Genomic DNA, 23,614 nt, shown 5'->3' on the forward strand with positions numbered 1-23,614 from the left:
GCCCACATGAGTATTCAAGTTAAAAATATTGAAAAACACTTTGGTGCATTCCATGCACTGAAAAACATTTCACTAGATTTCCCGGATGGTCAGTTAGTGGCTCTACTGGGTCCATCAGGCTGTGGTAAAACCACCCTGCTACGTATTATTGCTGGTCTGGAATCGGCAGATGGTGGTCAGGTCATTCTTGAGGGCGAAGATGCTACCAATGTGCATGTACGGGAGCGTGAAGTCGGCTTTGTATTCCAGCACTATGCGCTGTTCCGCCATATGACGGTATTTGACAATATTGCCTTTGGCCTGCGTGTGCGCCCACGTAAAACCCGTCCATCAGAAGCGGAAATTAAAAAACGTGTTACACGTCTTTTGGATCTGGTTCAACTGGGCTTCCTGGCTGATCGTTATCCAGCCCAGCTTTCTGGGGGTCAGCGTCAACGTATTGCATTGGCACGTGCCTTGGCAGTTGAACCACGTGTATTATTACTGGATGAACCTTTCGGTGCACTGGATGCCAAAGTCCGTAAAGAGCTGCGTCGCTGGTTACGTACCCTGCATGATGAACTGCATATTACTTCGATATTTGTAACTCATGATCAGGAAGAAGCACTTGAGGTTGCGGATCAGATTGTGGTGATGAACAAAGGCGATGTGGAGCAAATCGGTTCACCACGTGAAGTGTATGAAACACCGAAAACGCCATTTGTATTTGACTTTTTGGGTCAGGCGAATCGTTTTGAAGGTCAGAATCATGGTGGCCTCATCCAGCTCGGTGAAGACCGCATCCAGTTTGAGGGTGCAAAAAATGCTGCTCAAGGCGAAGTTATTTTATTCGCACGTCCAGATGACTTACGCATTCATGCGCAGCCACATGACAATGCAATTCAGGCCACCTTTATTCGTGAATTGTGGATTGCTGGCAAAGTGGTTGCAGAACTGAATGATCGACAAGGCAACCTGATTGAAATTTTACTCACACCTGATGAAGCGAGAGCACATCAATTCCGCCCAAATCAAACCGTATGGTTAAGTGCAGTTAACTTGCATCTATTTGAAAACCAGGTCGCTTAAGATCAAAAGATGGGGTTTTAAAATACCCCATCCTCTTAAAGGGTAAAGAAAATCATGAATTTTCAACAATTAAGAATTATACGAGAAACAGTTAGACAGAACTTTAACTTAACTGAAGCTTCAGCTGCACTTTATACCTCACAGTCTGGGGTAAGTAAGCACATTAAAGATCTGGAAGATGAACTCGGGGTGCAGCTCTTTATCCGTAAGGGTAAACGTTTGTTAGGCTTAACCGAGCCAGGTCAGGCACTTTTAGGGATTGTGGAACGCATGCTGGTTGATGCTGACAATATCAAACGTCTGGCTGATGATTTTAACAAAGTCGATGAAGGCACCTTGACCATAGCAACCACGCATACGCAGGCACGTTATGTGCTACCGCCGATTGTCAGTCAGTTTAAAAAAGAATTCCCCAAAGTTCACCTGATTTTACAACAGGCAAGCCCGGTTGAAATCACGGAAATGCTGCTGCAAGGTCAGGCGGATATCGGTATTGCAACTGAAGCACTCACCACTGAAGATAATCTGGCCAGTGTGCCTTACTATAACTGGCAGCACAGTATTATTACCCCACAGAATCATCCTCTGACCCAGAAAGAAAAAGTCACTATCGAAGACTTGGCAAATTATCCGATCATTACCTACCATGGTGGTTTTACCGGTCGCTCCAAGATTGACACCGCTTTTGAAGAGGCCGGTTTTGATGTAGATATTGTGATGTCTGCTCTTGATGCTGATGTGATCAAGACCTATGTAGAAATGAATATGGGCGTCGGCATCGTTAACGATGTGGCTTATGACCCTGAGCGTGATTACCGTTTAAGACAGATTAAAACTGATATTTTCGGAGTAAATACCACCTGGATTGCAGTACGTAAAGGTCATTTACTGCGTGGTTATGGCTACGAGTTTATTTCACTCTGCTCGCCAGATGCGGATATTAAAGCTCTGAAAAAAGTGGCTTATCCAGACGAATAAACTGCATAATTTTCAGTTTTTGATCAAAGAGGCTAAGTGGCCTCTTTTTTTATTTTTATATAGACAAGCATTGAAAATATTAATTTTGAAAAATTCATTACAGCTGAAGTTCTCTTTACTTGGGTTTAACCTAAAATCAGCTGTCAGGTATAACAATTCGATCAAACCTTTGTTATAAAATTCTGGAACGGGAACTCCGAGGGCAACATTCACTCCAGATACCAGTTCAAATATTAGAGTAGTACCTCTCTAACAGATGCAAGCAACTTAGGATGTAGTAACAGGTCAATCTAATAAAAATTTTAAAGTTTGCGTTTATACCACATAGGCCTATTACACGGCTTATAGATTTATACATAGCTTTTTATGAGAGGGTCCTAGACTTAAAACCAGTTTAAGATTTTAAAAATACTTTTAAAAATGCATAAAAAAACGAGCCGAAGCTCGTTTTTTTTAAGGTCAAATCTTAGAAGCGGAAGCTTACACCGAGTTTCGCTACCGGGAACCATTCATACTTGTTATCTTCGCGAATTTTGCGTTCTTCGTTCTGAATTGCTTCCGCTACACTAGGGGAACCTGTTACAGGCGCAAGACCAGTAGCTGTTAAATTAACTTCTGGGTTACCATTGTAATAGGCACCAACTTCACCAAATATACCCCAACGGTTGGTAATGGCTGGTGAAAAACCAATGCCTACGTAAGGTGCAATACTGTTTTTATATGATAGTTTACCATCCACACGACCTTCAGTAGCACCTGGAGCAAGCTGATAATCATTGTTATCAATACTTAAAGTGTTACCTCCACCAATACTGCGAGTTAAACCATAATCATTATCAGTATATGCTACCCCTGCTGCCATATAGAACCAGTTCGCCCAAGGACGAATTTCAGCATTCAAGTAAGTCAGGTTGTTATCCAGATCCAAATCATACTTTGTTCCATTGATAGATAAATCATCAGACCAAGAAATATCACCACCGTTATAACCTAAAGTGACGCCTACATATGGGTTAGCACTCCAGGAAATTGCACCACCGTAACCGGTAGTACCTACTTCAGCACGAACAGAAGCTGGTTTAAAGAAAGAGAATTCAGTAACGCCCTCATCTGTTACGATAATTTCATCTGCGGCCATAGCAGAACTAGCGGCTATAGCTAAAATAGATACTGCTAAAATATTATTCAAAGGTTTCATTATTCCTCTCCTCAAAAGAACTTATTTTTGATCATTAGTTATTCGTGATAGGCTCAATATAAAGGACTTAAAAAATATTTTTTATTCACATTTTGCTAATCTTTTGTTATTTTTTGATACAAATTAATTTTTCTTGTTTAGAAGCAAGCATTTTCTAACACTTCTCCTACACTTTAATTTTATGGAAAATAATAATTATCACTTTAATAATTTTACCTCTTCTATAGTTTTGGTTATTTTTCACCTATTTTTGGTGCTTTCAACTATTTTTCCTGCAATATAGTGTAAAATCTAGAAAATTTTTTTCTGGAAGGAAGATCATGTCGCAGCTTTCAACAATCATTGAACAGGCGTTTGAAGACCGTGCAAATTTTACAGCTGCAGATTGCTCTGCTGAAATTCGTCAAGCAGTTGAGGAAGTAATTGCTGGTCTAGACAATGGTACTTTACGTGTTGCTGAAAAAATCGATGGTGAATGGGTTGTTCATCAATGGATTAAAAAAGCAGTATTGTTATCATTTAAATTAAACGACAACAAACCAATGGAAGCTTGTGATCTTCGTTTCTATGACAAAGTAGATACTAAATTCTCAGGCTGGTCTGAAGAACAATTCAAGGCAGCGGGTGTACGTGTTGTACCGCCTGCAGTAGCACGTAAGGGTTCTTTCCAGGCTAAAGGTGTGATCTTGATGCCTTCTTATGTCAACATCGGTGCTTATGTCGATGAAGGCACAATGGTAGATACCTGGGCAACTGTCGGTTCATGTGCGCAAATTGGTAAAAATGTACACTTGTCAGGTGGTGTGGGCATTGGTGGTGTTCTTGAGCCACTTCAAGCAAATCCAACCATTATTGAAGATAACTGCTTTATCGGTGCACGCTCTGAAATCGTGGAAGGCGTAATCGTGGAAGAAGGCTCGGTAATTTCAATGGGTGTATTCATTGGCCAGTCGACCAAGATTTATGACCGCGCAACTGGCGAAATCCATTATGGTCGCGTACCAGCAGGTTCGGTTGTTGTTGCGGGTAGCCTTCCATCTAAATGTGGTACTTACAGCCTGTATGCTGCCATTATCGTGAAAAAAGTTGATGCACAAACTCGTTCTAAAACAAGCTTGAACGATCTATTACGCGAAGACTAAGATGTCTTAACTTAGAGGACACATTTGTGTTCATCGGAGCTTCAACCGCTCCTCGTCTCTACGATTAGTAATAATCGTAGGGATTTTTATTTTTATACCCGGTTATTTATTTTTCATTGGTTAATTTTGTTATGAATACGCTTCGATCTTCTGCAATCCCAGTTTCTGATCCGTCTGCGGGTTTACGCATTACGGAGATTTTCTATTCATTACAAGGTGAAGCCAATGCCGCAGGACTGCCAACGGTATTTATCCGTTTAACCGGTTGTCCACTACGTTGTAGCTACTGTGACACCACCTATTCCTTTGAAGGTGGCGAGCGTCAGTCTCTGGAAGATATTATCCAGACTACGCTTGATTTTAAAACACCTTATGTCTGTGTGACTGGTGGCGAACCTCTGGCACAGCCCAATGCCCTGCCCCTGATGCAGCGACTGGCAGATTTAGGATGTCAGGTTTCACTTGAAACCAGTGGGGCTTTAGATGTGTCCAAGGTGGATTCACGTGTTTCCAAAGTCCTCGACTTAAAAACACCCACTTCAGGTGAAGTTGCACGAAATTTGCTTGCTAATCTCGATCATTTAACTGCACATGATCAAATCAAGTTTGTCATTTGCAATCGTGAGGATTATGAATGGTCAAAGCAGCAGCTTGAACAGTATCAACTTCAAGAGAAAGTCAGTACAGTTTGGTTTTCGCCTGCATTTGCGGTAGAAAAAGGTGCAGTTCATTTACCACAATTGGCACGTGACTTAGCTCAATGGATTTTAGAAGACCATCTCCCTGTTCGTTTCCAGTTACAACTGCACAAGTTGTTATGGAATGATGAAACTGGTCGTTAATTTTTTATAAAGTATTTTTTGGAGAATCAGCTTATGCGCCCTCGTGCCATTGTCCTGTTATCTGGCGGTTTAGACTCAACCACATGTCTGGCTTGGGCACAGGCACGCTATGAATGTATCGCACTCAGTTTTCGCTATGGTCAACGTTCAACCACCGAGCTGGATGCAGCAAAAGCGTTAACTGAACGTGCGGGTGTAGAACATCGAGTGATCAATATTGATCTGGGTAATCTGGGGGGCTCAGCCCTTACCGATCATAGCATTGAGGTACCTGATCACGAACAGGCCGGCATTCCGATTACTTACGTTCCTGCACGTAATACCATCTTCTTGTCATATGCTTTAGCTGCAGCAGAAGTCTTCAAAGCTGAAGCAATTGTGATCGGGATTAATGCGGTCGATTACTCCGGTTATCCGGATTGCCGTCCGGAATTTATCGAGGCATTTGCCAACATGGCCCGTCTTGCAACCAAGGTTGGTGTAGAGGGCCAAGCTCTCAAGTTTGAAACACCTTTGTTACATTTATCCAAAGCAAATATTATTCGCTTAGGTATGGAACATGGCGTAGACTACAGTCAAACGGTGTCATGCTATCAAGCAGATGACCAAGGACGTGCCTGTGGTAAATGTGACAGTTGTCGTTTACGTAAACAGGGTTTTGCGGACGCAGGTGTTGAAGACCCGACACGTTATATACCGTAATAACAAGGTAGAGTTTATGAAGAATTTAAAATCAGGCATTGTACTTTCAGCAATTGTTTCAGCTGCTGCGATGTTCACCACTACAGCTCAAGCAGCTGATGACAAATTACAACAAGCTTATAAAAGCACCAATGTGAAAGCTGCATTGATCAATGTTTGTAAAGATGAAACTGGCAAAAGCAAGAAATTAACTTCTGCTGAAGTCAGTAAATATTGTACTTGTGCGGTTGAAGCAGATGGTAAATTAACCAATGCGCAAAAATGGGAAATTCAAAGTACCATTAACCAGAAAAAAAGCCCAGGTAGTTTAGCTTTTGTACAAAAGCAGAATAAAGATCTTCAAGCGTGTTTTGGTCCACAGTTAACCGGTAAACTGAAAACTTTGACTGAAGAAGCAATGAAATCAGCTCAAGCTGCACCAAAGAAATAAGATCTAATTTTTCTTATTCTTTAATGAAATAAGCCACTATAATGTGGCTTATTTTTTTGAAAAAATTTAAATAAAACAGGAGTTTTTATGTCTGAAATTAGTTTAATTGATCAGAATTTTCCTGCGACCACAGGCGAGATCAATTTAACCAAGCTAGATACAGAATGGCTAGTCATCTACTTTTATCCTAAAGATTCTACGCCGGGCTGCACCACTCAGGCAGTTGGCTTTTCCTGTTTAAAAGAGCAGTTCGAGGCTTTAAATACTACAGTTCTCGGGGTATCCCGTGATTCGGTGAAAGCCCATCAGAATTTTACTGAAAAGCAAAATCTCAGCATTAACCTGATCAGTGATAAAGAAGAAGTGTTGTGTCATCACTTTGATGTAATCAAAGAAAAGAATATGTATGGTAAACAGGTGATGGGAGTTGAGCGTTCAACTTTTATTTTCCATAACGGCCAACTGGTCAAAGAATACCGTAAGGTCAAGGCAGCTGGCCATACAGAACAAGTTCTGGAAGACTTGAAAGCCTTACAAGCAGCCTGATTAACTGCTAAGACCTAGGCATAAAAGCTCGAATATTCGAGCTTTTTTAATGGTTTTATATAGCAGCATATATTTTATATTTACCTGATAAAGATTTAAATCTGAAAATGATAAGCACGCAGCATTCTAAAAAATTTATGATGCAGGATCATCAGGCATGATGATATATAAGTGAATACTTTCTTAATTCACTTCACATTGACCTGAAAGATGAAGATTCACTTTGTCTCCTATACCTGCAATTCCCTTTTTCATACCAAAATCACTGCGATTAATCACGGCAGATGCCTGAACATCCAACAGATTGGCATCCGACATACTGGGCTTAAAAGTTGTCTCAAAAATTACGGGCTTGGTTACACCACGCAAGGTTAAATGTCCTAATACCTTGTATTTGCCATTGCCTAGGTCTTTAAACTGAATACTTTTAAAAATTACAGTCTTGTATTTTGCTACATAAAACAGGTCTTCACCCAAAATCATATTTTTAAATACAGGTTTACTAAAACTTAAACTTTCTACATCCATGACCAGATGGGTTGAGGCGTTTTGCGGTGCATTGGCATCAAACTGCATCGTGGATTGAACCTGATTAAACTTGGCTTTAACCATAGTAAGTCCCATGGACTTGATCTCAAACCCTACATCGCTTTTGGGGGTTAGGGTCCATGATCTTGCAAAAGACTGACTGATTAAAGCTAGACAGATCGCCAAGCTAAGAAGCCCGGTTTTTATTATTGTTTTCAATTTTAAATCCACCTTGTTTAATTTCTTATTAATCGGATTTAAGTCAACGGCTTAATCTGAAATTAAATTTTCTTGTTGTGTGTTCCCACATGGTTTCGTTATTTTTATATCAGTTTTTTGAAGTTTTTGTAAAATCATTCATGACTAATGGACAGAATAATCGTCCTGATTTCTTTCTTCAGGAATCGTGTCTGTCCAGCAGAGAACTGTTTTGATCTTACAACTTTCTGTTCTCGCTACCTTTTATAGAACAAAGAATTTGCTGTTTCCAGCTGAATAAAATATTAAAAATCATTGATAAATATCTTAAATAATACGCTGGCTTCATTCTGAAACAGTTTCTCAAGGTTATAAGTAAATCAAATGCTGACTATTAATGACAAGGCGATCGCCCACATGGTACAGGCAATAATAGCATCCAGAATTTTCCATGCTTTTGGATGTTGAAACCACGGCGTCAATATTTTTGCGCCATATCCCAAACAAAAAAAGAAAAACCAAGAAGCAAGGACTGCGCCTAGCGTAAACCATTCTTTCCCCAGACTGTATTGGGTTGAAATAGATCCGATCAGGATTACGGTGTCTAAATAAACATGCGGATTCAGCCAGGTAAAAGCCAAACAGATCATCAGCACCTGTACAAAATGCTCTGTTGCCTGATCACTCAATGCCAATACCTCTGTAGATTTAAATGCACTAATCGCATGTTGCAAACCATAATAAAACAGAAATCCTGCACCAATATATTTAGAAAACATAACAATATGCGGGTAATGCTCGATGACACGCGCGAATCCAAAGACACCCAGCAAAATTAAAATAGAATCAGATAAAGCACAAATTACACAGACCCAGAACACATGCTGCTGTTTTAAACCTTGTTTTAGAACAAAGGCATTTTGTGCACCAATACTCACAATCAGGCTCATTCCTACAGCAAAGCCACTCACCATATAACTGAACATCATCTTCCCCCTTTTTTAAAGAAAGGCATTATTCAATAAAATCGGCAAGATTAATTAAAACTAAGTTAATATCAGATTAACTAAATATTATTTAGATAAGAAAGATGCTGAATGCGAAACAATGTGATGCTTTTTATGCAGTTGCAAAAACCGGAAGTTTTGATCTTGCAGCGGAGCAGTTAAACATTACTGCCTCAGCAGTTACTCTTCGTGTTCAAAGTCTGGAAAAACAATTGGGACATCTGCTGTTGGTCAGAGATCGGCCTTGCCGCGTGACTCAATCTGGGCAAACTTTATTGCATTATTTACAGCATCAACGCTTGCTAGAACAGAATCTAATGCAGGATCTGGGGGGACAGCTGCAACAAGAAGGTTTCTATTGTCTGAATATTGCCACCAATGCTGATTCGCTCGCGACCTGGCTGTTACCGACCTTACAAGACCAGCTGATTCGGCACAAAATTGTGTTGCATTTTCAGGTAGATGACCAATCACAGACTCATCATCTGTTAGAAGCAGGCCTCGTCAATGCCTGTTTGAGTACGGAAGCCAAGGCAATGAAAGGTTGCCGGGCCGAATTGATCGGACAGATGCAATACCGTCTCGTTGCCACCCCTGAATTTTCCCGAAACTGGTTTCATCAAGGCGTACATCGGAATACGCTACGTCTTGCTCCTGCTATTCTTTTTAATGAAAAAGACCAGTTGCATACCCAGTTTATCCAGCAAGAGTTTGGCCTGAATCCTGCTCAATACCCTCACTTTTTCATCCCATCGACCCACGCATTTTTTGATGCAATTGTGATGGGACTGGGCTATGGCTGGTTACCGGACTATCAGGTCCGAGATTTGCTGGCATCAGGTCAACTGCTTGAGCTTTCAAGGGAATTACGCATCGAAGTCCCCCTGTATTGGCATCACTGGAAAGAACAGTCTCCTGCTCTGGAGATTTTAGGTGAATGTTTAAGGCAGCATGCTCAAGCTGCCATGAATCAACCAGTATTGAACTTGTAGTTTTAAACCAGATTGGTTTTATCATTCCGGGCGAATTTTTCACTGAGCTGTTGATAGGTCGCTGTATGCTGGAAACGCTCTAAAAATTCAATCGTGCCTTGTGGGAATTTATCCCGTTGAATTTCGCCACGATAATAAGCTTCACGCATCGGCGTGGCAGATAGGGCTCCTTCAAGACTATCAAGTTCGACCATTTCCCATTCTGGGAAAAATTTTAAATAATAGGAAGAATCATCTTTAAAATGCCCAATCAGCCCGACTTTGGCATCCGGTTCAATGACCTGATTCACCAGCGATTTCACCAGTTTTTGCCATTTTTCATCATTATAAACATCTATGACTTCTACAAATTTGATGCGCGCCTGATCTTCAGCACTAAAATTTGACAGGATCATGGCTTCACGCTCCGAAGCCAAAAATGGATTCTTGATATTACGTTCATTTTGTGCAGAACCAAGAGCCAAAATCACATTCTGACTGTGCTGCAAGGCGATCTTAATGGTTTGCATGTGCGCCAGATGAAAAGGCTGAAAGCGGCCAATGAAAACCAGATAATCAAATGTATAGTTCATAAGGGATCAGTTTTTTTATGACTCATGAGTTGTGCCGCTCCAATAAATATGCGACATAATAATTCCCATAAAATCAAATCAAGTTTAAAGCAAGGATAGTACGATGACACTGAGCTGTATTCAACAACCTCATGAGCATTTGAATGCGAATTTAGAACATGGTGTACTCACTTTGGCCATCAATCGCCCGGAAGCTAAAAATGCCTTATATAGCGAGCTTTATTTATGGATTGCGAAAGCCTTGGATGAAGCTGATCAGGCACCTGAAGTGCGTGTAGTTGTTTTACGCGGTCAGAACGCTGACTTTAGTGCAGGCAATGATATGCAGGATTTTATGAAATCTGCAGCCAATAAGGACCAGATTCGTCCGCAAGATGGCCCTCCATTTGTTTTATTAAAAGCTGCCGCAAAATTTTCCAAGCCTTTAATTGCTGCTGTGCGTGGAGTTGCGATCGGGATTGGGGTGACGATCTTACTGCATTGTGATCTGGTTTATAGTGACCATACAGCCCTGTTCCAGATTCCATTTGTCAGTCTGGGTCTATCGCCTGAAGGCGCGTCAAGCAAATTACTGATTCAACAGGCAGGCTATCATAAAGCAGCTGAATTATTGCTGACTGCACAAAAATTCAATAGTGAAAAAGCACTGAGCGCAGGTCTGGTGAACAGTATCGAAGAAGATGCCTATGCTACTGCACAAAAACAGGCACAAACTCTGGCAGCTTTACCATTGGCCTCTCTGAAGCAGAGCAAAGCTTTGATGAAACATAATCTGGATGAAATTGTTGAATGGATTGATCATGAGGCAGAAATCTTTATGAACCGTGTTGGTTCAGCCGAAATGATGGAAGCAGTTCAGGCTTTTATGCAAAAACGGAAACCTGATTTCACACAATTCAACTAATTTTCAAACTCAGGATGTCAATGAGGTAGTTTAAACTGCCTTCTTGATACCTTTACTTGCCAGAATAAAGAATATGTCTACTGAAAATTTGAATGATAAATCTCATCAAACGTCTGATAGCGTCAATCCTGACAAAAAACGCTATTACGAACCAGCTCCTCAGGATATAGATGTAGAAAATTTTCGCAAAGTCATTGAAAGCCGCCGTTCAGTACGTAAATTTACCAAGAAACCAATTCCTGATGAGGTTCTGGATGCCTGTCTGGATCTGGCACTATTGGCACCGAACTCGTCCAATCTGCAGCCCTGGACTTTTTATGTGGTACAAAATCCGGGCAGGAAAAAACGTCTGGTTAAAGCCTGCATGGGTCAACTGGCAGCAAAAACTGCTTCCGAGCTGATTGTTTGCGTGGCACGTACCGACCGTATTGATGAAATGGCAAAGCGTAATGTGAATGAATTTCCATTCCCAGAAGCACCACCAGCGATTAGAAAATACTATAAATATATTCCATACAACTATAAAACGGGCTATCTGAATGCCTTCGGCAACTTTAAGAAAGTCGCTTTCAAAGTTGCACGTACACTGGACAAGCAAATGCCAGTCTCTGCTTTCAGTCCGGCTGATGCAAAACTGTGGGCAACCAAAACTACGGCACTGGCTTGTGAAAATCTGGTCTTGGCTTTACGTGCTTACGGTTTTGATAGCTGTATGATGGAAGGTTTTGATGAGCCGATGGTTCGTGAAATTCTTGAATTAAATGGCGAACAGTATCCGGTCATGGTGATTGGTGCAGGTGAACGTGCCAAAGATGGCGTATTCTTCCCGCAGTATCGTTTTGATCGTGAACTGTTTATTCAGAAGATGTAAGCAGTATCTCAAATTTAAATCTTTCATCTGCTCTATGATTAGCGGTATAGATGTCAATGTTAGGCTGAGATTTAGGGACGAGTCTTCTGCCTAACAACAGATTTTGATTGCCTTAGCGAATATATTTCTCATTCCTCAAAGTAATATCCGCCTACCATCAGATATGAATCTTATTCGAGCTTTCTAAGTTAATGCCTTTTAATCACCAAGACAAAGTTTCAAGTTTTTAAGCTCAAACCTAAGAATAGTTAATTCTTAGTTTCCGATAATCAATCCAGTTACAATGAAATCCGACAGGTACCCGAACCGGTAAATGAATCGTTGCAATCGGTCCTGCCGTCATCTGCTGTGCATCTAGAATCACCACTCTGGATGGATTTCCATCTAGAGCATGGATATAAGACATGAGCCAGCCATCATTTTCGGCTTGAGCACCTCCCCGCGCGACAAATATCACTTCACCTGTCACCCAGTTCTCACCAAAGGAATAGCTTTCTGAATGGCCAGTTTCCAGATCATGCCCCAAGAGCATATTACTGCTGACATGATAAGGATCATCAAACTCGCCAAAGGAAATACTATAAATATACTGATGCTTCCGCCCCGTATAAGCGTCATTGATCTGTGGAAACTCCTGTTTCGTCCCGGATAATACTGTCCGAAACACTTTTCCCGTGCCATGCTCAAATATAAAACGCTCCAGGCGTATATCCTGATCTTCAATTGGACACTGACTCGAACTAACCAAAGCTTTGGAATGCACGACTGCATCCATCACCACATTACCGGAATCCAGATCATAAGCATTCACGGTATGGAAAATAAAACAGGAATCAATCTCATACCAGCGGATGTCGGCCACCTGACCACCAAATGGCAATATGCCAATACGCGCCTGCCGTTTTGGATTCCATTGATATGGCAGCATTGAACCTTTTAAAGCACTACGTACAGAGAAATTTACATTCAGGTCCAGAATCAGCACCTGAGATTTGGTAATGGCACAATCATGAATCATCGGGCCATGTTTCACTGGAATTTCGACCTGATGTTTCAACTTACCTTTTGAATCTATCTGCAAGTAAAAAACTTTGTTCTGACTTAAAGCATCATAACAAATCGCATGAATATCGCCGGTTTCAGGATCAATATGCGGATGGGCAGTAAATGGCATATCCTGATCATCTTCAAATAAATGATGCCGTCTTGATTCCAGTGCAGCATTCAATTCAACTGGGTATGCTCCTGCTTCAACCAGTGCCCAGATTTTCCCGGCGAAGCTGATGACATTGGTATTGACAGCATCCGCGACACCTCGCGTTTTGCCGGGAATCTGTGGCCGGTGAAGTTTTTCCTGCACACTGGCTGACCCGATATAACTGTTTTTATACCAGTGTGCCTCACCGTCCTTAAGCCTGAGCGCATGTAGCATGCCATCGCCGGTGAACCAATGATAGTTGCGTGGGTTTTTGACGTTAATAGAATTCGGACCAATCCGCATCAGTGCGCCATCCAGTTCTGCAGGAATCTGCCCTTCAACTTTCAAGTTTATAGAAAAATGTTCCTGCCGCTCGGGTGCAAATATACCTTCCAGATAGGGATTATCCGGCGAATACGGAATACGGCTGTGCAGGATTTCTGCACCGTATTGAATGGATTTACTGAGCGTATTTTTCCAGACGCTGCTCAGCGGTTTAAGCCATGACATTATTATTTTCCTTAATTATATTTTTTCTATGGATTATTCTGGCAGAAATTATAATAACAAAAGCAGTTTGGCCATTTTTTGAATTTGGACTAACGGTGCGTCAAGTCGAACACACCGATAAAGCAGAAATAATGTAACTTTAGACTTTGATATCCAAAAGCTGAATAAATTCAAAGGCCGGCTCTTCATAAGGATGGCTTTCTTTCAGCGCTTTGGCCACTTCCACCGCCTTTTCATCCGGCACCAGAATTTCTACCCGCCATTCTTCTACCTGTTCCAGTTGGCCGACTTCACCAATATGAGGATCTGCACCTTTCTGCGGCTTAAACTGTCCGGTTCCTAAAACCTGCCAGGCACAATTCGTATATTCCCCAATACCGCCGCCTCCTGCTGCAAATATCGCATTCTTGGTATCTTCCAGGTTTTCGTCTGGTACGTAATAAATCAGCTTTAACATGTATTCTTTCCTGAAATTCAGATATTACTCATATTGTTAAGGGCTTGGGCAATCATCTTCAATGCAGGATTTTGAGAGTTCTTGTTAAATGTTGCATATAAATCCAGTTTTGGTAGCACCTGGTCAGTCTGGATCACTTTTACATGATCATTCATAAAACGAAGTAAATATTCAGGTGCAAAACTAAAGCCCATCCCCATATTGGTCAGATTGATATGTTGCAACACATTAGTCACCCATAAAACCTGTTCATGCTCAAGCTGATCAATACAGAGTAATTTATCCAGCTTTTCATAAAATACGGGTGAAGCATTCTGCTCACACATAATTACATTATGGTTTTTTAGTTCCTGTAATTTCAGGATTCGATCTGTAGAATGTAAGTGCTGAGCGGCTATCAGATAAATTTGCTCGGTTAATAAATGAATATTCTCAAAATCTGGATGGTCCAGATGAAAGCGGGTAATACACAAATCCAGTTCCGCATTTTTCAGCCGCTGAATCTGTTCCATACAGGTCAGGCTATGCAGATGGATTTTTAAGTCCGGCATGTTTTTTTTAAGCTGCACCAATATCTGAGGCATGACTTTGATTTCTGCCACATTCAGAAAACCAATATGAATCTGATTATTTTTCTGCTGCGCAACCTGACGCGCTGCTGCTACTGCCAGTTTGGCATTTTCCAGTGCTTTTTCGGCATAAATCTGAAAAGCCTGTCCTTCATCGGTGAGTTTGACCTTTCTGGATGAACGATCAAACAGCATGACGCCTACTTCCTGCTCCAGATCCTTAATTTGCTGGCTTAATGACGGCTGGGCGGTAAACAGTTTTTCGGCAGCCTTGGTAAAACTTTGTTGCTGCGCTACAGTAATAAAATAGCGTAAATGTCGAAGTTCCATATCTTGCTCTATCCAAAACACCACGTCATATTCGTATATGCAGTGAAAATATCTATAGGCAGATAGTTTATATGAATAGCTCTATAGCCTGCGCTGAATTTTGCCTAGACTCCTCAGCTAACAGATAGATTGTTCATGTAATAGCGACATTCATGGAGTATGTAATGGCACCGCAATATGACACCGATGTTTTAGTGATTGGTACCGGTCCTGCAGGTTCAACATTAGGTCTGGCCCTGGCCAATTATGGCATCAAAGTACAGCTATTTACCCAGTTTAGCTGGCTGGCCAATAGCCCACGTGCACATATTACCAATCAGCGTGCCATGGAGGTATTACGTGATTTAGGTATTGAAGAGCAGGTCAAAGAGATCGCTACACCTTGGGAGCAGATGGGTGAAAGCCTGATTACCACCAGTCTGGTCGGTGAAGAAATTGCCCGTTTAAGTGCCTGGGGTACGGGCGATGAACGTCATGGCGATTATATAAAAGGTAGCCCATGTCCTTTAGTTGATTTGATCCAGCCCAAAATGGAAGCCTTGCTGGTTAAGAATGCTGCTGAGCGTGGTGCGATTTATAATTTTAATACTGAATATCTGTCGCATGTGCAGGACGAAGCTGGCGTGACAGCCACTTTCCTCAACCGGATTACCAACACTGAATTTAGCTTGAGAGCGAAATATCTGGTGGGAATGGATGGGGCAAAATCCCGTGTGCTGGAACAGCTTGATTTACCTCTTGAAGGTATAATGGCACGAGCCGGCACAGTGTATGTGACCTTTAAAGCTGATCTTTCTCAATACGTGCAACACCGCCCTGCTATTCTGCAATGGATTGTCAATCCTGAAGCCAGCTTTGGCGACCTCGGTATGGGATTGTTACGTGCTATTACGCCATGGAATGAATGGATTATGGGTTGGGGCTTTGACATTTCCAAAGGCGAACCACAAGTGACTGAGGAACAGGTACGTGCCCGCCTGAATGCCTTCGTCGGTACTGAAGTTGAAGAAGTCGAGATTCAGAAACTGTCATACTGGTATGTGAACCAGACCTGGGCAACTGAATATTCTAAAGGCCGTGTATTCTGCGGAGGTGATGCAGTGCACCGTCATCCACCTTCAAGCGGATTAGGTTCAAATACCTGTATGCAGGATGCCTTTAATCTGGGCTGGAAACTGGCATATGCTGTGAAAGGCTGGGCTGTGCCTGCCCTGCTGGATTCCTATACGGCTGAACGTGCACCGGTGGGTAAGCAGATTGTGGCGCGAGCGAACCAGTCACGTTTTGATTATAAATACCTGAAAGAAGTCTTTGGTTTTGACAATGGTGTAACTACACAAAAACAAATGCTGGAACGTATTTTTGCTGAAACTGAGCAAGGTGCTGAAATCCGCAAAAAACTGTTTGAAGCTTTGGAAATTAAAAACTTCGAATTTAATGCCCAAGGTGTAGAGCTGAACCAGCGCTATAATTCAAATGCGGTGATTGCAGAATCTGAGCCTGAAGCTTTTGAAAAAGATGAGCAGCTTTATTTGCAAGCAACAACGCGCCCGGGTGCCAAAGTGCCGCATACCTGGCTGATCAATGCCAAAGGTCAAAAGCAGTCCACGCTAGATATTACTGGTAAAGGTCGTTTTACTCTCCTGACGGGTTTATCTGGCAAAGGCTGGAAACAGGCGGCTGAAGCATTGAAACTGCCATATCTGGATGTGATTCAGATTGGTTCACGTGACTATCGTGATGTGTATGGCACCTGGAATGCAAAGTCTGAAATTCATGAATCTGGTGCAATCCTGGTTCGTCCAGATGGTTATGTAGCTTGGCGTTATCAGGACAATACTAATGATGCTTTTGATTATGAACATACGTTGAAAGCGGTATTAAAGCTGGTTCAATTAACTGTTTAATTTGATAAAAAAGACCATCGAAAGATGGTCTTTTTTATATTCAAGCCTCATCTAACTTAAGTTTTATCTCATAAAGTTCAGCATATACATCTATCGCTTTGATAATGTCATCTTTCTCAGTTTGAAAATCTGGCTCTGGTCTTCTATTTGTGTAACTATCTCTAATTACATCATCACTCAAGGCAATATATAAGTAAGTCGCTTTTTCACAATCAGTAAACTCATTATTAAATTCTTTTTGTTTTTTATGAATAAAGCTTAATTTATTATACTGAGCAATCACTATTACTTGTAAAGATTTTTCTAAATCAGCTTTTAATTCTTTTATACAATCAAATTTTTCAACTTCTTTAAAGATATGAATAAACTTTTTAGCTCTACTTTCTACCTTTGAAGGACCTGCTAACCCTCCTGACAATTCAGTGCTTGTTTGAATTAAAATGCGAAATAACTCTGTACGACCTTTTCTTAATTCTTCAATTGTTTTCTCAGCTTCTGATCTTAATTCTTTTAACTTAACTCCATTCCCTACAATTGAGAACTCCTGGACCTCAGCAGCAAAAGCTATTATTAATCCTATTACGGCAAATCCTAGAGATAAAGTAACAAACTCAGCTCCTGAAAGTTTCTCAAGATCGATAAGAAGCCATAAACTACTCCCCATACCCAAAATGGCAACAATAAGTCCCCAAACGATATTTTTCTTCAATTTAATCAACCTAAATTTATTTTAGTTCAAACACTTATAACAAATTATAAATATACCTTATTTTCAAAGATTAAATCTAATTACCTACATTACGATATGGATATCGCCCGTCAGACTGTAAGACATGGACGTTCCATCAGTCTGACAAAGAATTTTGGTTACTTTACGGAATATATTTCTCATCCTTCAAAGTAACAATTCTATCTACACACCATACGTAAAAAGCCACCTCTCGGTGGCTTTTTCTAAATCTAAATATCAAGAACCCTGCATCAAACAACTGCCGAGTACAAACAATATTTGTAGGCTAACAACAAAGCCAAACAACCACCAACCTTTCTGACGCATTGTCGCCCTATCCATTATTCTAAATGTCTTTATCATGTCATCACCTCATACTTGAGAATTGATACTGAATCGATCTATTCCATCTTTCTTTTATAGTGCAATAAAGTTGTGCATAAAATATACCTTAACACTTTATCTATCATATGAAAGCAAAATTCAAACCAGATCAGCAGGAGAAATAAAATTAAAAAATCAAAATATTTAAAAAACAAAAGCCACCCAAAGGTGGCAATTCATGAAGCTAGTCTAAATAAAAATCTTTATATTATCCAGTTATAAGTATTTCTACTAGATCATCTTACCTAAGTTAAGTATTAGCAGGCCCGCCAAAATGGTCCTTCTGGACGCGGGAATTCACAGTTAAATGGTGAATTATTAAACCAGCCGGCATCAGTATCCCATTCTAATTCTGCCAGATTCAGTTGCTGCTGCTCGTTATATGCCTTAAACGCCATGTTATAACATGACTGGAAAGTTGGATTATTTACACGCGCCTCATATTGCTGGTCAAATTGGGTACGTTGTGCTGGAGGTAGCTGGCTAATGGTAGGTAGCTGAGACATAAGTTTAGCTGCTACAGGATCACATTGCTGAGCCATCTGTACTTGTAAGGCTAAACGTTTTTTCGCTTTTTCTTGTGCACGCTCCGCTTTTTGCTCGGGTGTCATCGCACAAGCAGCTAGAAATACACAAGTCGCTGTTAAACAAAACAGATTTATTCTTTTCATCTTGTGGACCCTCGGGGTTTTTAATTTTTCGAGTTTTAACAAATAGCTTACTCTTCTCATGCCTTTTTATATTTATGATTTTTGATATTCTTATGGTTAATTTGTAACCTATCTATATAAATTCAGTAGAATAATTAATAAATCATTCAGCTTTCTCTGAAAGCGGATATTCCAATAAAAAGGGCCGCTTTTGCGACCCTTTCTTGAAATTTAAAATGGATTAACCAATAAACTTACGTGCATTACGGAACATACGTAACCAGGCACCATCCTGATCCCAGTCTTCCGGTTTCCAAGAATGCTGAATCGCTCGGAAGTTACGTTCCGGATGTGGCATCATAATCGTTGCACGACCATCCTGCGACGTTACACCAGTAATACCTTCTGGTGAACCGTTCGGGTTCAATGGATACTGTTCAGTTGCATTGCCATGGCTATCGACATAACGTAAAACGACCTGATTCGATGCATTCAGTGCAGCAAAGTTTTCCGCAGTTGCAACCGCACGACCTTCACCATGCGCTACAGCGATCGGTAGAATCGAACCCTGCATATCTTGCAACAAGACAGAATTCGATTTTTCTACACGTACGTTCACTGCACGTGCTTCAAATACTTCTGACTTATTACGGTAGAAACGAGGCCAGTGTTCAGCACCCGGAATCAGTGGAGCCAATTGGGACAACATCTGGCAACCATTACAGATACCTAATGAGAAAGTTTCCTGACGGTTAAAGAATTTCTCAAACTGGTCACGTAACTTGGCATTGAATAAGACTGATTTTGCCCAGCCGCCGCCTGCACCCAGCACGTCACCATACGAGAAACCACCACAAGTTACCAAGCCTTCAAAATCATCCAGGCTGATACGACCTGCCAGCAAGTCACTCATATGTACGTCAACCGTATTGAAGCCGACTTTATCAAATGCTGCAGCCATTTCTACATGACCATTGACACCCTGCTCACGCAGAATTGCCATATTTGGACGACGCAAGTTAATGAAAGGCGCTTCAACAGGTTCGTTCAGGTCAAATGTCGGTTGAGCAATAATACCTTGGTGTGCTTTATCAGTAATTAACGCAAATTCCTGATCCGCCGTTTCCACGTTGTCACGCAGGCGCTGGATTTGATGTGATACTTCAGTCCAGGCCACTTGTAGATCAGCACGATCTAAGCTCAAGCCATTTACAGTTAAAGTATCTGTATTGTTGACAGTACCCACCACTGTAATTGCATCTTTAAGCGTAGATGCTGCAACTTCAGCCTGTAATACCTCCCAATCTGCTTTCGAGATTTGCAGCACTGCACCAATTTCTTCAGCGAACAGGCTTGCAACCGATTGCTCTTCAAGTGCGACACCAAGACGTGAAGCGAACATCATTTCTGCAACAGTTGCCAATAAGCCACCATCACCGATGTCATGGTACGCCTTGATCAAGCCACGGTTGTTCCATTCTTGAATCAATGTGAAGAATGTTTTGAAGTCATCAAAGCTATCAACATCAGGAGTAACCGAACCAATCGCTTTGTATACCTGCGCCAGAATCGAACCACCTAAACGGAACTGACCTTTAGACAGATCAATACGAACCAGTACAGATTCAATATCTTTCATTTCAGGCGTCAATGTCTTGCGCACATCAGTCACTGGTGCAAATGCGGTGATTACGCCTGACATTGGAGAAGTAACAGATTTGTCTTCACCTTCGTCATTCCAGGTGGTACGCATAGACAATGAGTCTTTACCCACCGGAATTGCAATACCCAGAGCCGGACACATTTCCATACCGATAGCTTTTACGCCTTCGAATAATGCCTGGTCTTCACCTTGTTGACCGGCAGCCGCCATCCAGTTTGCAGACAGTTTGATATCGCTGATTTTTTCAATCTTCGCAGACATGATGTTCGAGATCGATTCAGCAACTGATAAACGTGCAGACGCAGCAGGATTCAACAAGGCTACTGGTGGACGTTCACCCATTGCCATTGCTTCACCGGTGTAACCCACCAAGCTTGTTGTAGTCACAGCAGCATCCGCGACAGGAACCTGCCAGCGACCAACCATCTGGTCACGCGCAACCATACCGGTAATTGAACGGTCACCAATGGTGATCAGGAACGATTTAGAAGCAACAGTTGGATTCTTGATAACACGGTAGATTGCATCTTTCAGATCAGTGACTTTAGCCGCGTCAAAGTCATCGCCTTTGCGTTCAATCGTTTCATATGAACGACTCATACGTGGCGTACCACCAAGCATCACCTGCATTGGCATATCCACCGGCTTGTTGCCGAACAATGGATCTTCAACGGTTAAATGACGTGCTTCAGTCGCTTCACCCAGTACTGCAAACGGACAACGTTCACGCGCACAGATCGATTCAAATAATTCTAAAGAAGATGGACGAATCGCCAAAACATAACGTTCTTGCGCTTCGTTTGACCAGATTTCCATTGGAGACATACCTGGCTCAAGCGATGGAATCTTACGCAGATCCAGCACTGCACCAAGCTCGTGGTCATTCACCAGTTCAGGCATGGCATTGGAAATACCACCCGCGCCTACATCATGCACCGACACGATTGGGTTGTGATCTTCCATGCGCCAGCAGGTATCAATCACTTCTTGGCAACGGCGTTCCATTTCCGGATTTTCACGTTGTACCGAAGCAAAGTCCAGGTTCTCGCCCAATTTACCGCTGTCTACAGAAGACGCTGCACCACCGCCTAAACCAATAAGCATGGCTGGACCACCAAGAACGATCAATAAATCGCCCGGCTGAATCGGATCTTTTTCAACGTGATCCGGACGGATATTCCCGTAACCACCGGCAATCATGATTGGCTTATGGAAACCTTTAACATCGCCATTGACGTTTTGTTCAAAGGTACGGAAGTAACCGTTTAATGCAGGACGACCAAATTCGTTGTTAAACGCTGCACCACCCAATGGGCCTTCAATCATGATTTGAAGTGGAGATGCCATACGAGATGGTTTGCCGTAGTTTTCTTCCCAAGGCTGTTCAAAGCCTGGAATATTCAGGTTAGAAACAGTGAAACCTGTTAAACCTGCTTTTGGTTTACCACCCCGACCAGTTGCGCCTTCATCACGGATTTCACCGCCTGAACCTGTCGCAGCACCGGCAAATGGTGCAATCGCAGTCGGGTGATTATGCGTCTCTACCTTCATCAGGATATGTGCAGCCTGACTCTTGTACTTATAAACGTGTTGTCCACTATTTTCCAGGGTTGGATAGAAACGTTGCGTATCAAAACCCACAATCACTGAAGCGTTGTCTTTATAAGCTGACAATACGTCTGTTGGTGATTCTTTATACGTATTTTTGATCATCTGGAACAATGACAATGGCTGAACTTCACCATCAATTGTCCATTCTGAACCGAAGATTTTATGACGGCAATGCTCAGAGTTGGCTTGTGCAAACATCATCAGTTCAATGTCATTCGGATTACGACCCAGCTTGATGAAAGCTTCAGTCAGGTAATCAATTTCGTCCATTGATAATGCGAAACCAAATTCATTATTGGCTTTAACCAGCGCTTCTTTACCTTCCCCCAGAATATCAATGGAGTTCAATGGTTTGGGCGCCGTTTCCACAAATAATACCGCAGCATCTTCAATCGCATTGAATACGCTTTCGGTCATACGGTCGTGCAGGACCTGTAGAGCCTCTTTGGAAAGCTCTTTTGTGCCTTTCAAAGTAAATAAAACGCCGCGTTCTAAACGATGAACAGGCGTATTACAGTTTTTGAAAATATCCGTCGCTTTAGAGGACCAAGGAGAGATGGTTCCGACGCGCGGTGTGACTAAAATCTGAATTTCATCACTTGCAGCCTGGTGCAATTCAAAAGATTGACCATCGTTGAGAAGCTGTAAAGCTGATTGCTGTTGTTGCTCGCTGAGCGCTTGGTCAAAGAGGTAGACCCATTGACTTTCAATTGATTGAACAGAACTAATTGACGTCAAACGCGATAATAGTTGAGTTTTCTTAAAAGAAGAATGTGCGGGTGCACCGGCAACGATAAACATGCTGATTTTGGCTCCACGGGATGGTCTGAACAACCATGCCACAATGTGACTTGAGAGAGCGCATATTCTACTGTGAAATAAGGAAATCGGCTAGATGCCAAATCAGAAAACTATAGCTGAAATACCCTGGACTTTTAAAAAATTTTGTTTATTTTCAGTCAGGAAAATTGAATGTAGTCGCACAGGTTATCACATTTTTTTAAAGAAAAATCAAAACCAGTTCAGAATAATTTTATATATAAAAATTGTATTATTTTTCAACAACAATCATGACAAATTCTTGTTCAGATTGTATGGCTATAACTTGCCAAAACTCCTGTATAAAACAGAATAAAATACTTAAGAACCAGGTTTTTCATGAAGTTCTATTTTTGCACGCTGTTTTTAATTATTTTGATTGACTCTCACCTTTCACCCTCAAGATTAGAAAATTGGTTAAAGGTCTTCTGCCGTTCTGCACTACAAGGAACAGTTCTCTGCCCATCTCCTCCATTAGGGCACTAGAGGCAAATTACCACCCTCTATAAACGAATAATTAATACTGAGTGGTATTTTAATTTAACATAATCTTCAGAACAAAAACCGAACATCTATTCTCATCTTCTAAAAGAATAAAAATAAAATTCCTTATTTGATCCTTTTATTTTTTCATATTTGATGTTTATCTTCTTAGATCATAATTAAGTAAAATTTACTGATCTAAAAGACCAAAGATTATATCGATAAAATTACCCCATCATATCCAATATTTTGAAATTTCATCACTTATTCATTAGTTCTATTATGCGTAAAAAGCACAATATAAATAGCAAAACACCACTCGTAT

At 41.4% G+C, this 23,614-nt stretch carries 22 protein-coding genes; 11 read left to right on the forward strand and 11 right to left on the reverse strand.

The features are described from left to right. The first annotated feature begins 6 nt into the window (after positions 1–6). Positions 7–1,068: a sulfate/molybdate ABC transporter ATP-binding protein gene (locus tag AY607_RS13315; protein ID WP_064102786.1), complete on the forward strand. Its 1,062-nt coding sequence runs from the start codon at positions 7–9 to the stop codon at positions 1,066–1,068. 54 nt (positions 1,069–1,122) lie between these two features. After that, entirely contained in the window at positions 1,123–2,046 is a 924-nt protein-coding gene (locus tag AY607_RS13320) for a CysB family HTH-type transcriptional regulator (protein ID WP_064102787.1), read from the forward strand. Between the two features lie 466 nt (positions 2,047–2,512). Here AY607_RS13320 and carO read toward each other — a convergent pair whose 3' ends face one another. Further along, positions 2,513–3,244: an ornithine uptake porin CarO type 6 gene (gene carO / locus AY607_RS13325; protein ID WP_064096222.1), complete on the reverse strand. Its 732-nt coding sequence runs from the start codon at positions 3,242–3,244 to the stop codon at positions 2,513–2,515. Between the two features lie 320 nt (positions 3,245–3,564). Between carO and dapD the strand changes: the two genes are divergently transcribed. From dapD to AY607_RS13350, 5 genes are all read left to right on the forward strand, one after another. Further along, positions 3,565–4,386, forward strand: a complete 822-nt coding sequence (gene dapD, locus AY607_RS13330) for a 2,3,4,5-tetrahydropyridine-2,6-dicarboxylate N-succinyltransferase (RefSeq protein ID WP_064096223.1) — start codon at positions 3,565–3,567, stop codon at positions 4,384–4,386. Positions 4,387–4,517: 131 nt separating this feature from the next. Then, a complete protein-coding gene (queE, locus tag AY607_RS13335) occupies positions 4,518–5,228 on the forward strand; it encodes a 7-carboxy-7-deazaguanine synthase QueE (protein WP_064102788.1) in 711 nt (236 codons plus the stop codon). 33 nt (positions 5,229–5,261) lie between these two features. Then, positions 5,262–5,930 (forward strand): 7-cyano-7-deazaguanine synthase QueC, encoded by a 669-nt coding sequence (gene queC, locus AY607_RS13340; protein ID WP_064102789.1) that lies wholly within the window; start codon positions 5,262–5,264, stop codon positions 5,928–5,930. Between the two features lie 16 nt (positions 5,931–5,946). Beyond that, positions 5,947–6,360, forward strand: a complete 414-nt coding sequence (locus AY607_RS13345) for a hypothetical protein (RefSeq protein ID WP_064096226.1) — start codon at positions 5,947–5,949, stop codon at positions 6,358–6,360. Between the two features lie 87 nt (positions 6,361–6,447). Then, complete coding sequence (locus tag AY607_RS13350) at positions 6,448–6,906, forward strand: peroxiredoxin (protein ID WP_064096227.1); 459 nt, start codon at positions 6,448–6,450, stop codon at positions 6,904–6,906. Between the two features lie 183 nt (positions 6,907–7,089). Here the strand turns inward: AY607_RS13350 and AY607_RS13355 are convergent, their stop codons facing one another. Both AY607_RS13355 and AY607_RS13360 read right to left on the reverse strand, forming a co-directional pair. Further along, positions 7,090–7,653: a YceI family protein gene (locus AY607_RS13355; protein WP_081406365.1), complete on the reverse strand. Its 564-nt coding sequence runs from the start codon at positions 7,651–7,653 to the stop codon at positions 7,090–7,092. A 359-nt stretch (positions 7,654–8,012) separates the two neighbouring features. Continuing rightward, on the reverse strand, positions 8,013–8,618 hold the full coding sequence (locus tag AY607_RS13360; protein WP_064102790.1) for a LysE/ArgO family amino acid transporter: 606 nt from the start codon (positions 8,616–8,618) through the stop codon (positions 8,013–8,015). Between the two features lie 104 nt (positions 8,619–8,722). On the opposite strand from AY607_RS13360, the gene AY607_RS13365 reads away from it, so the two are divergent. Then, positions 8,723–9,631, forward strand: coding sequence for a LysR family transcriptional regulator ArgP (locus AY607_RS13365; RefSeq protein WP_064102791.1), 909 nt, complete (start codon positions 8,723–8,725; stop codon positions 9,629–9,631). Positions 9,632–9,633: 2 nt separating this feature from the next. Here the strand turns inward: AY607_RS13365 and AY607_RS13370 are convergent, their stop codons facing one another. Then, on the reverse strand, positions 9,634–10,203 hold the full coding sequence (locus AY607_RS13370) for a nicotinate-nicotinamide nucleotide adenylyltransferase (protein WP_064096230.1): 570 nt from the start codon (positions 10,201–10,203) through the stop codon (positions 9,634–9,636). Between the two features lie 103 nt (positions 10,204–10,306). Between AY607_RS13370 and AY607_RS13375 the strand changes: the two genes are divergently transcribed. Both AY607_RS13375 and AY607_RS13380 read left to right on the forward strand, forming a co-directional pair. Further along, positions 10,307–11,107 carry an enoyl-CoA hydratase-related protein gene (locus AY607_RS13375; protein ID WP_064102792.1) on the forward strand — a complete coding sequence of 267 codons (801 nt, stop codon included), beginning with the start codon at positions 10,307–10,309 and terminating at the stop codon, positions 11,105–11,107. Positions 11,108–11,180: 73 nt separating this feature from the next. Continuing rightward, positions 11,181–11,978, forward strand: coding sequence for a nitroreductase family protein (locus AY607_RS13380; protein ID WP_064102793.1), 798 nt, complete (start codon positions 11,181–11,183; stop codon positions 11,976–11,978). 238 nt (positions 11,979–12,216) lie between these two features. On the opposite strand, the gene AY607_RS13385 is transcribed toward AY607_RS13380, so the two are convergent. The 3 genes from AY607_RS13385 to AY607_RS13395 all read right to left on the reverse strand — a co-directional run bounded on the left by AY607_RS13385 (position 12,217) and on the right by AY607_RS13395 (position 15,042). After that, on the reverse strand, positions 12,217–13,686 hold the full coding sequence (locus AY607_RS13385; protein ID WP_064102794.1) for a carotenoid oxygenase family protein: 1,470 nt from the start codon (positions 13,684–13,686) through the stop codon (positions 12,217–12,219). Positions 13,687–13,825: 139 nt separating this feature from the next. Then, entirely contained in the window at positions 13,826–14,143 is a 318-nt protein-coding gene (locus AY607_RS13390) for a hypothetical protein (RefSeq protein WP_064102795.1), read from the reverse strand. A gap of 17 nt (positions 14,144–14,160) precedes the next feature. Beyond that, positions 14,161–15,042, reverse strand: a complete 882-nt coding sequence (locus AY607_RS13395; RefSeq protein WP_064102796.1) for a LysR substrate-binding domain-containing protein — start codon at positions 15,040–15,042, stop codon at positions 14,161–14,163. A gap of 164 nt (positions 15,043–15,206) precedes the next feature. Between AY607_RS13395 and AY607_RS13400 the strand changes: the two genes are divergently transcribed. Continuing rightward, positions 15,207–16,949: an FAD-dependent oxidoreductase gene (locus AY607_RS13400; protein ID WP_064102797.1), complete on the forward strand. Its 1,743-nt coding sequence runs from the start codon at positions 15,207–15,209 to the stop codon at positions 16,947–16,949. 40 nt (positions 16,950–16,989) lie between these two features. Here the strand turns inward: AY607_RS13400 and AY607_RS13405 are convergent, their stop codons facing one another. The 4 genes from AY607_RS13405 to purL all read right to left on the reverse strand — a co-directional run bounded on the left by AY607_RS13405 (position 16,990) and on the right by purL (position 22,788). Next, complete coding sequence (locus tag AY607_RS13405) at positions 16,990–17,658, reverse strand: hypothetical protein (protein ID WP_081408823.1); 669 nt, start codon at positions 17,656–17,658, stop codon at positions 16,990–16,992. Between the two features lie 258 nt (positions 17,659–17,916). Next, a complete protein-coding gene (locus AY607_RS15340; protein WP_263600637.1) occupies positions 17,917–18,042 on the reverse strand; it encodes a KGW motif small protein in 126 nt (41 codons plus the stop codon). Positions 18,043–18,320: 278 nt separating this feature from the next. Beyond that, entirely contained in the window at positions 18,321–18,734 is a 414-nt protein-coding gene (locus AY607_RS13410) for a hypothetical protein (RefSeq protein WP_064096241.1), read from the reverse strand. Positions 18,735–18,954: 220 nt separating this feature from the next. Beyond that, positions 18,955–22,788 (reverse strand): phosphoribosylformylglycinamidine synthase, encoded by a 3,834-nt coding sequence (gene purL, locus AY607_RS13415; protein WP_064102799.1) that lies wholly within the window; start codon positions 22,786–22,788, stop codon positions 18,955–18,957. Positions 22,789–23,614: the final 826 nt, after the last annotated feature.

Source organism: Acinetobacter sp. SFA (assembly GCF_001647535.1).
GTDB lineage: Bacteria > Pseudomonadota > Gammaproteobacteria > Pseudomonadales > Moraxellaceae > Acinetobacter > Acinetobacter pecorum.

Bases quoted from the DNA above. Each gene is read 5' to 3' on its own strand.
- AY607_RS13375 (WP_064102792.1), top strand. From the start codon at position 10,307: ATGACACTGAGCTGTATTCAACAACCTCATGAGCATTTGAATGCGAAT.
- carO (WP_064096222.1), bottom strand. From the start codon at position 3,244: ATGAAACCTTTGAATAATATTTTAGCAGTATCTATTTTAGCTATAGCC.
- dapD (WP_064096223.1), top strand. From the start codon at position 3,565: ATGTCGCAGCTTTCAACAATCATTGAACAGGCGTTTGAAGACCGTGCA.
- AY607_RS13410 (WP_064096241.1), bottom strand. From the start codon at position 18,734: ATGAAAAGAATAAATCTGTTTTGTTTAACAGCGACTTGTGTATTTCTA.
- AY607_RS13365 (WP_064102791.1), top strand. From the start codon at position 8,723: ATGCTGAATGCGAAACAATGTGATGCTTTTTATGCAGTTGCAAAAACC.
- AY607_RS13390 (WP_064102795.1), bottom strand. From the start codon at position 14,143: ATGTTAAAGCTGATTTATTACGTACCAGACGAAAACCTGGAAGATACC.
- purL (WP_064102799.1), bottom strand. From the start codon at position 22,788: ATGTTTATCGTTGCCGGTGCACCCGCACATTCTTCTTTTAAGAAAACT.
- AY607_RS13370 (WP_064096230.1), bottom strand. From the start codon at position 10,203: ATGAACTATACATTTGATTATCTGGTTTTCATTGGCCGCTTTCAGCCT.
- AY607_RS13360 (WP_064102790.1), bottom strand. From the start codon at position 8,618: ATGTTCAGTTATATGGTGAGTGGCTTTGCTGTAGGAATGAGCCTGATT.
- AY607_RS13320 (WP_064102787.1), top strand. From the start codon at position 1,123: ATGAATTTTCAACAATTAAGAATTATACGAGAAACAGTTAGACAGAAC.
- AY607_RS15340 (WP_263600637.1), bottom strand. From the start codon at position 18,042: ATGATAAAGACATTTAGAATAATGGATAGGGCGACAATGCGTCAGAAA.
- AY607_RS13380 (WP_064102793.1), top strand. From the start codon at position 11,181: ATGTCTACTGAAAATTTGAATGATAAATCTCATCAAACGTCTGATAGC.
- AY607_RS13345 (WP_064096226.1), top strand. From the start codon at position 5,947: ATGAAGAATTTAAAATCAGGCATTGTACTTTCAGCAATTGTTTCAGCT.
- queE (WP_064102788.1), top strand. From the start codon at position 4,518: ATGAATACGCTTCGATCTTCTGCAATCCCAGTTTCTGATCCGTCTGCG.
- queC (WP_064102789.1), top strand. From the start codon at position 5,262: ATGCGCCCTCGTGCCATTGTCCTGTTATCTGGCGGTTTAGACTCAACC.
- AY607_RS13385 (WP_064102794.1), bottom strand. From the start codon at position 13,686: ATGTCATGGCTTAAACCGCTGAGCAGCGTCTGGAAAAATACGCTCAGT.
- AY607_RS13395 (WP_064102796.1), bottom strand. From the start codon at position 15,042: ATGGAACTTCGACATTTACGCTATTTTATTACTGTAGCGCAGCAACAA.
- AY607_RS13350 (WP_064096227.1), top strand. From the start codon at position 6,448: ATGTCTGAAATTAGTTTAATTGATCAGAATTTTCCTGCGACCACAGGC.
- AY607_RS13400 (WP_064102797.1), top strand. From the start codon at position 15,207: ATGGCACCGCAATATGACACCGATGTTTTAGTGATTGGTACCGGTCCT.
- AY607_RS13315 (WP_064102786.1), top strand. From the start codon at position 7: ATGAGTATTCAAGTTAAAAATATTGAAAAACACTTTGGTGCATTCCAT.